Source organism: uncultured Megasphaera sp. (assembly GCF_958350005.1).
GTDB lineage: Bacteria > Bacillota > Negativicutes > Veillonellales > Megasphaeraceae > Megasphaera.
Genome location: NZ_CATWFF010000080.1, coordinates 1 through 9,540, shown reverse-complemented (window position 1 = coordinate 9,540; position 9,540 = coordinate 1). Strand labels below are relative to the sequence as shown.

5 protein-coding genes, 1 pseudogene and 1 other annotated feature are annotated in these 9,540 nt (G+C 53.2%); of the genes and pseudogenes, 4 read left to right on the top strand and 2 right to left on the bottom strand.

Annotated elements, in window-relative coordinates:
* The first annotated feature begins 150 nt into the window (after nt 1–150).
* Nucleotides 151–4,710, top strand: a complete 4,560-nt coding sequence (gene gltB / locus Q3886_RS06050) for a glutamate synthase large subunit (RefSeq protein ID WP_301860304.1) — start codon at nt 151–153, stop codon at nt 4,708–4,710.
* A gap of 115 nt (nt 4,711–4,825) precedes the next feature.
* Nucleotides 4,826–5,734: a DMT family transporter gene (locus tag Q3886_RS06045; protein WP_301860303.1), complete on the top strand. Its 909-nt coding sequence runs from the start codon at nt 4,826–4,828 to the stop codon at nt 5,732–5,734.
* Between the two features lie 141 nt (nt 5,735–5,875).
* Here Q3886_RS06045 and Q3886_RS06040 read toward each other — a convergent pair whose 3' ends face one another.
* Entirely contained in the window at nt 5,876–6,877 is a 1,002-nt protein-coding gene (locus tag Q3886_RS06040) for a bile acid:sodium symporter family protein (RefSeq protein ID WP_301860302.1), read from the bottom strand.
* A gap of 87 nt (nt 6,878–6,964) precedes the next feature.
* Nucleotides 6,965–7,218 (bottom strand) — a binding site (T-box leader).
* Between the two features lie 301 nt (nt 7,219–7,519).
* Here Q3886_RS06040 and Q3886_RS06035 point away from each other — a divergent pair.
* Together Q3886_RS06035 and Q3886_RS06030 are read left to right on the top strand one after the other, a co-directional pair.
* On the top strand, nt 7,520–8,407 hold the full coding sequence (locus Q3886_RS06035; RefSeq protein WP_301860301.1) for a radical SAM protein: 888 nt from the start codon (nt 7,520–7,522) through the stop codon (nt 8,405–8,407).
* A 15-nt stretch (nt 8,408–8,422) separates the two neighbouring features.
* Nucleotides 8,423–9,043 (top strand): hypothetical protein, encoded by a 621-nt coding sequence (locus Q3886_RS06030; RefSeq protein ID WP_301860300.1) that lies wholly within the window; start codon nt 8,423–8,425, stop codon nt 9,041–9,043.
* 267 nt (nt 9,044–9,310) lie between these two features.
* Here Q3886_RS06030 and Q3886_RS06025 read toward each other — a convergent pair.
* A pseudogene (locus Q3886_RS06025) lies at nt 9,311–9,540 on the bottom strand (hypothetical protein); the annotation flags it as partial.

Sequence of the window (9,540 nt, the reverse complement as noted above, 5' to 3'; positions counted from 1 at the left end):
TTAATATTCATGTCGTAAAATTTGCTGTAAGTTGTTGCATTCAATGCATGAATTGTTTATAATGATATACACGCCTGAATACGAGCCTTCCGCCCGGCGTATGTACGGTATCGGCTCGTTTTTTCATATCTAAAAGGAGGTAGTACCAGTATGTATAAAAAAATGCGCGACCTGCCGGAACCGCAGGGACTGTATGATCCGTCCTTCGAACACGACGCCTGCGGCATCGGTTTCGTTGTCAACATAAAGGGAAAGAAATCCTATGAAATCATCGATAATGCCCTGACGATCCTGGAAAACCTGAAGCACCGCGGTGCAGAAGGGGCCGATGCCCAGAGCGGCGACGGCGCCGGCATCCTCGTACAGATACCGCACCAGTTTTTCTGCCGTGAATGTGAAGTTCTCGGCTTCTCTCTGCCTGACGAAGGCGAATACGGCGTAGGCATGATCTTTGCCCACCGCTACGAAAGCTTCCGCAAAAAGCAGATGGAAGCCTTTGAAGACATTGTCCGCAGTGAAGGCCTGTCCATTCTCGGCTGGCGTGATGTCCCGGTCGACGAAAGCCTCATCGGCAGCATTGCCAAGACCATTCGTCCCCATTTTCTGCAGGTCTTCATCAAAAAGAGTGCTGACACGGGCAGTCAGATGGACTTTGAACGGAAACTGTATGTCATCCGCAAACTGGCAGAAAAAGCCATCGTTCCGGCCAGCCAGGAACAGGGCACAGATTTTTACATTGCCAGCCTGTCGTCCCGGACCATCGTCTACAAGGGCATGCTCACATCCATGCAGCTCCGTCATTTCTATCTGGACCTGTCTGACCTGGACTTTACGACGGCTATGGCCCTCGTTCACTCCCGGTTCAGTACCAATACCTTCCCCAGCTGGGCCCGGGCCCATCCGAACCGTTACATCGTCCACAACGGGGAAATTAACACCATTCAGGGCAATATTAACTGGCTCAATGCCCGGGAAGGCAAGTCGAAATCAGAATTCTTCCCGGATATGGAAAAAGTATTCCCTGTCGTCGACGCCACAGGCAGTGACTCGTCCATGTTTGACAACTGTCTGGAATACCTGTACATGACCGGCCATTCCCTGGCGCACGCCATGATGATGATGATTCCGGAACCATGGGAACGGGATCCCCTTATGAGCGAAGAAAAGCGGGATTTCTACCGGTACCATAACTTCATGCTCGAACCGTGGGACGGCCCGGCAGCCATCGGCTTCTGTGACGGCATTGTCATCGGCGGCATGCTGGACCGCAACGGCCTTCGCCCGGCCCGGTACTACGTTACCCGCAACGACTGCGTCATTGCCAGCTCAGAAGTAGGCGTCGTCAATATTCCTCAGGAAAATATTCTGTATAAAGGCCGTCTGCAGCCAGGCAAGATGCTCCTCGTCGACACGAAGGCACAGCGCATTATCAGCGACGACGAAATCAAGCATCAAATTGCGACGGAACATCCGTACCACGAATGGTACAAAGAACATATCGTGCACCTGGACGACCTCATGTCCACACAGAACATTGCCGTCAGCGATACGATTATTCCTTATGACCTGAAAGAACAGGAAAAGGTCTTCGGCTATACGCAGGAAGACATGGACAAGATCATTCTGCCCATGGCCCGTGACGGCAAGCACGCCATCGATTCCATGGGCGTCGACGTGCCCCTGGCCGTCCTCAACGACAAACCGCAGCTTCTGTACGATTATTTCCAGGAAAACTTCGCTCAGGTAACCAATCCGGCTATTGACGGCGTCCGGGAAAACATCGTCATGTCTACGGCAGTCATGGCCGGCAACGTCGCCAATATTATGGACCCCAACGAAGCGACAACAGCAGCACTGTACCTGAAGACGCCAATTCTGACCAACGAACAGATGGCCGTCATCAAATCCCTGCTGACCCAGAAACTGCGCACGGCAACACTGTCCATGCTCTACCCCGTCAACAGCGGTGCTGACGGCATGGAAACGGCTATTGAATCGCTGTGCATCGATGCACTGAAAGCCATCAAGAACGGCGCCAATATTCTCGTCCTGTCGGACCGCGGCGTCAACTCCCGCATGGCTGCCATTCCGGCCCTGCTGGCTTCGGCAGCACTTCACCACTACCTTATCAGCAAAGCCGTCCGCTCTGACGTGGGCCTCATCCTCGAATCAGGGGAACCGCGGGAAGTCCATCATTTCTGTACCTTAATCGGGTACGGCATTACGGCTATTAACCCGTACATTGCCCTTGAATCCATTAAGGAACTGATTGCCAAGCGGAAGCTGAACAAAATGGATTACGAAACGGCCAAAGCCAACTATATCAAAGCATCGGTAAACGGCATTCTGGCTGTCATGTCCAAAATGGGCATTTCCACAGTCCACAGCTACCACGGTGCCCAGATTTTTGAAGCTGTCGGCATCAAGCAGGAAGTCATTAATAAATATTTCTGCAATACGCCGTCCCGCATCGAAGGCGTAGGCATCAAGGAAATTGCCCAGGAAAACGCCCTGCGCCATCAGTCGGCATACGGCACGGACGACAAACTGGAACGAGGCGACTTCTATCAGTATCATAAAGGCGGCCAGCCCCATATTATCGATCCTGAAACAGTACAGCTCCTGCAGAAAGCCTGCACGGAAAACAATTACGACGTATACAAGAAATATGCCGAACACGTCAACAAGGCTTCTATTTTCCGTCTCCGCGACCTGCTGGACTTCGAATATCCCGCAGGGTGCAGCATTCCTATTGAAGAAGTCGAACCGGTAGACTCCATTGTCAAGCGGTTCCGCACCGGTGCCATGAGCTACGGCGCCCTCAGCAAGGAAGCCCATGAATGTATTGCCACGGCCATGAACCGCCTGGGCAGCATGAGCAACACCGGCGAAGGCGGCGAAACAGCTGACCGGTACAACACGGAATCGAATGACAAAATCAAGCAGGTCGCATCGGCCCGGTTCGGCGTTACCAGCAACTATCTCATTCACGCCGATGAACTGCAGATCAAGTGTTCGCAGGGGGCAAAACCTGGCGAAGGGGGCCATCTGCCGGGCAGCAAAGTCTATCCGGATATTGCCAAGACCCGTCATGCCACGACTGGCGTCGCTCTCATTTCCCCGCCGCCTCATCACGATATTTACTCCATTGAAGATCTGGCAGAACTGATTTTTGACCTGAAAAATGCCAACCGCAAGGCTACTGTCGGCGTCAAGCTGACTGCCGGTGCCGGCATCGGCACCATTGCTGCCGGCGTCGTCAAGGCCAAAGCCGACGACATCGTCGTCAGCGGCTACGACGGCGGCACAGGCGCATCTCCCCGTACGAGCCTTCGCCATGCCGGCCTGCCCTGGGAAATCGGCCTGTCTGAAGTCCAGCAGACCTTGCTTCTCAACAAGCTCCGTGACCGCGTCACTCTGGAAGTAGACGGCAAGATGCTGACCGGCCGAGACGTAGCCATTGCCGCCCTGTTCGGCGCCGAAGCCTTTGGGTTCGGCACGGCACCGCTCCTGGCTATTGGTTGCCATATGCTCCGCGTCTGCCATCTCAATACCTGCCCGTACGGCGTATGTACACAGGACGAAAAACTGCGCAAGCGGTTTAAAGGCAAGCCGGAATACATTATCAACTTCATGCGCTTTGTCGCTCAGGATCTGCGCGAAATCATGGCCCGTCTCGGCTTCCATACCATTGATGAAATGGTAGGCCGCTACGACTGCCTGAAACAGAAGGCACACCTGCAGAACTGGAAAGCTGCTACGGTCAACCTGAAGAACCTTCTCTTCCGTCCTTATACAGATGCCAGCATTGGCCATCACTGCACGAAGAAGCAGGATCACCAGATCAATTCTACCCTGGATATGGCCAAACTGGTCCGCATGTGCCGGCCGGCTCTGGAAAATCAGAAACACATCCGCGCCCGTCTGCGCATCAAGAACACAGACCGCGTCACAGGGACCCTGCTGGGCAGTGAAATTACCAAGCGCTATGGCGAAAAAGGTCTGGCAGAAGACACGATCAAGTTGTCTTTCGTCGGCTCTGCCGGTCAGAGTTTCGGCGCCTTCATTCCCCAGGGCCTGACCCTGGCTCTCGAAGGCGATGCCAATGACTACGTCGGCAAAGGCCTGTCTGGCGGCAAAATCATCGTATATCCGCCGTTGGAATCGATTTTCCCGGCTGAAGACAATATCATCATCGGCAACGTTGCCTTCTACGGCGCAACGAGCGGCGAAGCCTACATCAACGGCATGGCCGGCGAACGGTTCTGCGTCCGCAACAGCGGCGTCAATGCCGTCGTCGAAGGGGTCGGCAACCACGGCTGTGAATACATGACCGGCGGTCGCGTCCTCATCCTCGGACATACGGGCCGTAACTTTGCAGCTGGCATGTCCGGCGGCATTGCCTATGTGTACAACCTGGAACCGGGTAAATGCAACACCGACCTGGTCAAACTGGAAGACGTAACCGATCCGGAAGAACAGAACTTCGTCAAATCCATGCTGGAAAAGCACGTTGCCTATACAGACAGCAATCTGGGCCACATGCTCCTGGAAAACTGGGATGACACGATTACCCATATTACCAAAGTCATTCCGGAAGCCTACGAAGAAATGGTTGCGCTCATTGCCGAAGCCAAAGCCGAAGGCCACGACGATGCAGAAGCCCATATGATTGCCTTTGAAAAGAAACACGGCAAGCAAAAAAAATAATACCCCATATTCTGCAGCAAGGTCAGTCCACGATGACTGGCCTTGTTTTTTTATTTACAGCAGGCCTCCATATATGGTAGAATACGCTATCACATTCATGAAAAGAGGCGTTTCTATGACTTCATCATCTCAGTACCACGGCATACTGTACTGTGTCGCCGGCGCTCTTACATGGGGCATCAACGGTGTAGTCAGCCAGTTTGTATTTACCCATTACGTCGTCAATTCGTCATGGCTTACAGCTATCCGTATGATCGGCGCCGGACTCCTCCTGTTGCTCCTTTGCCTGTCATCCCAGCGGGACAGGCTGACCGGTATGCTTGGCGATTCCGTCAGTATTCGCCAACTTCTTCTTCTTTCCGTATTTGGCCTGCTCCTGTGTCAGTACGCGTATTTGACGGCCATTCAATACTCCAACGCCGGTACGGCAACAGTCCTGCAGACCCTCTGCGTCGTCATGATGTCTGCTTATATGGCCATTCGTTCCCGCAGCCTGCCGTCGCGCCGCGAAGTAATTTCCGTATTTCTGGCCTTTTTCGGTGTATATCTCGTCGCTACCAACGGCAATCCGGCTGCTATGTCTCTGTCGCCGGCTGGTCTGTTCTGGGGACTTATGGGTGCCCTGGGGGCCGTAACATACCCCGTATTATCTCATGGACTGGCCTGTCGCTGGGGGGCCATAGCCGTCAATGCTATAGCCATGTTTCTCGGCGGCATCATCCTCTTCGTCAGTTTTCAGCTCTGGACGCTGACGCCGCTGCTGGATCTGGCAGGCTGGCTGTCTGTAGCCTATATTATCGTCGGCGGCACGGTCGTTTCCTTTACCTGCTTCGTCCAGGGCATTCGCCTTATCGGCCCCATGCACGCAACCCTCATTGGCACCCTCGAGCCAGTGACGGCATCCATTATCGCTGCAGTCTGTCTGGGTACGTCCTTTGCACTTCCTGAAATTATCGGCTTCATTGCCATTCTTGCAACTGTATTTATCATTGTCACCCAGAAACCATCAGCTCATAAAAAGTAACTGCCCATCTGCCGTCCCGGCACAGGCGGCACAGCCAGTCAGAACCATATCCTGGCTGACAGGAACGCAACAGGAGGATGCCTTCGTGTAAGGCATCCTCCTGTTGGTATAGTCCGTATGTTATTCTATATTCCGTTTCTCTCAATGCTGCGTAGGAACGGCGGCATGTTTGGCCGTCACTGCTTCTATAGCTTCCTTCCGCCGTTCGATTCGGTCCATGTTGCGGGCAAAAATACCGGCCAGGACAGAACCCGTAATCTGATGAATCGCTGCGCCAACTGCTGCCGGAATGGCTACAGCAGGAGCAAAGAAGACCGATACCAGGGAAATAGCCAGGGCATCGTTCTGCATACCTACTTCCAGCGTAACGGAATGACGCTGCCGCTGGCCCAATCCCAGCTTGCCCGTTACGAAATAACCGACGGCAAAACCGCCCAGATTGTGAAGCAGAACCATGACGACAACAAAAATGCCTAAATCCAGAATCTTTGCACCATTCACAGCAATAACGCCGCCAACAATGAGCAGAACGACTGCTGCCGATACGAGAACCAGTACTTTCGAGAGCGAAGCAATATGGGCTTCGCCCATGAAGCGATGAACCAAGAGACCTGCTGCCAGCGGCACGAGAATAACCTTCATAACCGTAATGGCCATAGCTACGAATGATACTTCTACCCACTGGCCAGCCAGGGCCCAGACGATGAAAGGCATCATAATCGGCGCCAGGAGAGTCGAAACAGTCGTAATGGAAACGGCCAGAGGAACATCGCCTTTTGCCAGGAAACTCATGACATTAGACGCCGTGCCGCTGGGACAGGACCCGAGAAGAATCATGCCTACAGCAATTTCCGGCGGCATGTGCAGAGCCAATACCAGGCCATAGGCCAGAGCCGGCATAATCGTATAATGGGCAACACAGCCGATGAGCACTTCTCTGGGCCGCTGAACGACGAGCTTAAAATCCGATGCATGGAGGGTCATGCCCATGCCGAACATGATAATGCCCAGAAGCAGCACCGTATGCGGCACGGCCCACACAAAGGCACTGGGCATGAAATACGCCCAGATGACGACGAGAAATACGATGTACGTCAAATACTTGCCAACAAAACCACTCAACTTGCCAATGACATTCATCATAGGAAAAACCCCTTTCTAACATAACCTGAACGATATAACAAATAGGCAAACGGTCTGATTGGCGAAAAAAAACGCTTTATCTCTTCTGTAAGAGACAAAGCGTTTACTCTGCGGTACCACTCTCATTGCCGGAAAATCCGGCCCCTTTACGGCATCTCCAGGATATTCCCGTTTAATGCCTGGCAAGATAACGGTTGCCTGCCGGCTGCGCCTACTGACTCTCCGCGTTCAGGCAGCTGCTCCTGGGCGACTTCATACTGCACTTTCATCCTGTCTCTCAGCCATGAACAGGTTCTCTGTGATGTCCCTGCAATATTACTATTCCCAATCAACACTGTTTGTATTTGTTGAGCCTTATTATATAAGGTTCCAGGCATAAAGTCAATAGTATTTTTATTATTTTATCGCATTTTCTTGTCGCAGTTAAAGGTTTAACTTAAAACTTTTAACACGTACAACGTATTATCTTCTGGAGAATCACCGGTATATCCAGCTCTATGCCATAGATTATAAAGTTCTGGCCGCCAGATTTCCATGGACGTCTCTGGCCAGTCCTGGCCATCTCTGCACTGCAGAGCATCCAGGGTCCCTACCTCTTGCATCATTGTGTATAATAGAAGGTGAAAGGAAAGGTGATACACCATGATGATTGATAATGCAGAAGGCCTCGTATTCCGGCCGCCCAGCGAAGCACGCAGTTTCATTCTCCGCGTGACTATCGGCTGTTCTCATAACACATGTACATTCTGTACCATGTACAAAGCTTCCAAATTCCGCATCCGCCCCCTCGATGAAATCGACGGGATTATTGAACGAGGCGCTGCGGCATATCCTTTTATTCGCCGCGTCTTCCTGGCCGACGGCGATGCCCTGGTGCTGAAGACAGAAGATTTGCTGCACATCCTGCACAAATGTTACAGCACATTTCCCAGCCTGAACCGCATCGGCGCCTACGCCACGCCGGCCGACCTGATCCGCAAGACGCCGGAAGAACTGCGCCAGCTGAAAGAAGCCGGCCTGGACATCCTCTACATGGGCGTTGAAAGCGGGGACGACGAAGTCCTGCGCCGCGTCAAAAAAGGGACGACAGCGGCCCTGACAACAGAAGCCGGCAAGAAAGCCCTGGCTGCAGGCATGAAACTGTCGGTCATGATTATCCTCGGCCTGGGCGGCCAGGAACTGACCAGAGAACATGCACTCCATACGGCAGAAGTCGTATCGGCCATTAATCCGACCATGCTCAGCGCTCTGACTCTCCTCATTCCCAGCGATGCACCGCTGTATCAGGACGTCGTATTAGGCAAGTTCACTCCCCTTACGGCCCGGGGATTTCTGGAAGAACTGCGCATGATCCTGCAGCACACGGACATGACCAAACCATGTATCTTCCGCAGCAACCATGTATCCAACCTCGTCCCTGTCGGCGGCAACCTGCCTGATGACAAAGACGCCATGATTGCCGTGCTGGATAAGTATATTCCCTATGAAGACAATACACGTCCCTGTCTGAACGATAACGGCAATTTCTGATAGGAGGAATGTTCCGTGAAAAAAATCGTCTGTCTCCTCGTGATCCTGTGCGCCATGATATCGTCTGCCGCTGCAGCAGGCCCCCGCTTTGACCATATGCGCACTGTCCTCGTCGTACCGCCGGCCCAGCAGACAGCACCGGCCCAGTACATGATGCAGCGCCTGATAGAGCCCTTCCGCATCCCTTACTGGGATCGCCTGCAGCCAGAAGAACGAAGCACAGAAGGCACCATCTCCCGGGAATCCATGCGCAGTCTGGCCCAGAAGTACAATGCCGACATCGTCGTCACGCCAGTCGTACATAGGTGGTACTGGCGGCAGTATACCCTGTTTTTCCGCAATGACGACGAGCTCATTACGGAGTGCGCCTATAACCTGACCGTCTATGCCTATGATGCCAAAACGGACACGCTGAAACGCTACAGCTCCCGCGGCTGGGACCGGGACTCTGCATCGATCCTGAACGACCCTTATGAAATACTCATTCCGGCTATGGATGACATTATGGAAAAGCTGCCGTATAAACGCATTCCTACAGACACCGGTTTTACAGGAAACACGGAATCGGTTCTCCCTACCAAAACGACAGACGGCGGCGCAACTATCGTGACCGCTACGACACCTATTGCCATATAATACGACGACGCCCTTTGGCTATGATGCCAAAAGGGCGTCGTTTTTTTGTCTGTACCGCAAATGCAGAGTCATACATATACTGAGGCCGGAAGTATACGTCATCACAGGGAGTCCATAGGCCGTCTGGCCGACCTGCAGGCAGACAAGAAGCTGATGCGCAATTCTTTCTGACATATCGGGCAGAGAGACAGGGTTGATTCTGCTGCAGACGGACAACGGCCTGTGGGCGACCGGCATATGTGGGGAGAATGGTACTAGCCCATCGCTTTAGGGCACAGTCAGGACGCACTTGCAGCATTGTCCCGTCCGCATAAGCTGCAGTCCCTGCTCATACTGATCCATGGGAAGCACGTGCGTGACAACAGGCTCCAGGGACAGGCCGCTCTGGAGCAGCCCCTTGCCGACAGCCCAGTCGCCGTACATACGGCGGCCGGCAATCCCTTTGAGAGTAATGCCGCGATAGACGAAATCGTCCAGCCGGAATTGAAGAGGCTGAT

Coding starts and splice junctions, on each gene's coding strand:
- Q3886_RS06035 (WP_301860301.1), top strand. CDS start 7,520: ATGATGATTGATAATGCAGAAGGCCTCGTATTCCGGCCGCCCAGCGAA.
- Q3886_RS06040 (WP_301860302.1), bottom strand. CDS start 6,877: ATGATGAATGTCATTGGCAAGTTGAGTGGTTTTGTTGGCAAGTATTTG.
- gltB (WP_301860304.1), top strand. CDS start 151: ATGTATAAAAAAATGCGCGACCTGCCGGAACCGCAGGGACTGTATGAT.
- Q3886_RS06045 (WP_301860303.1), top strand. CDS start 4,826: ATGACTTCATCATCTCAGTACCACGGCATACTGTACTGTGTCGCCGGC.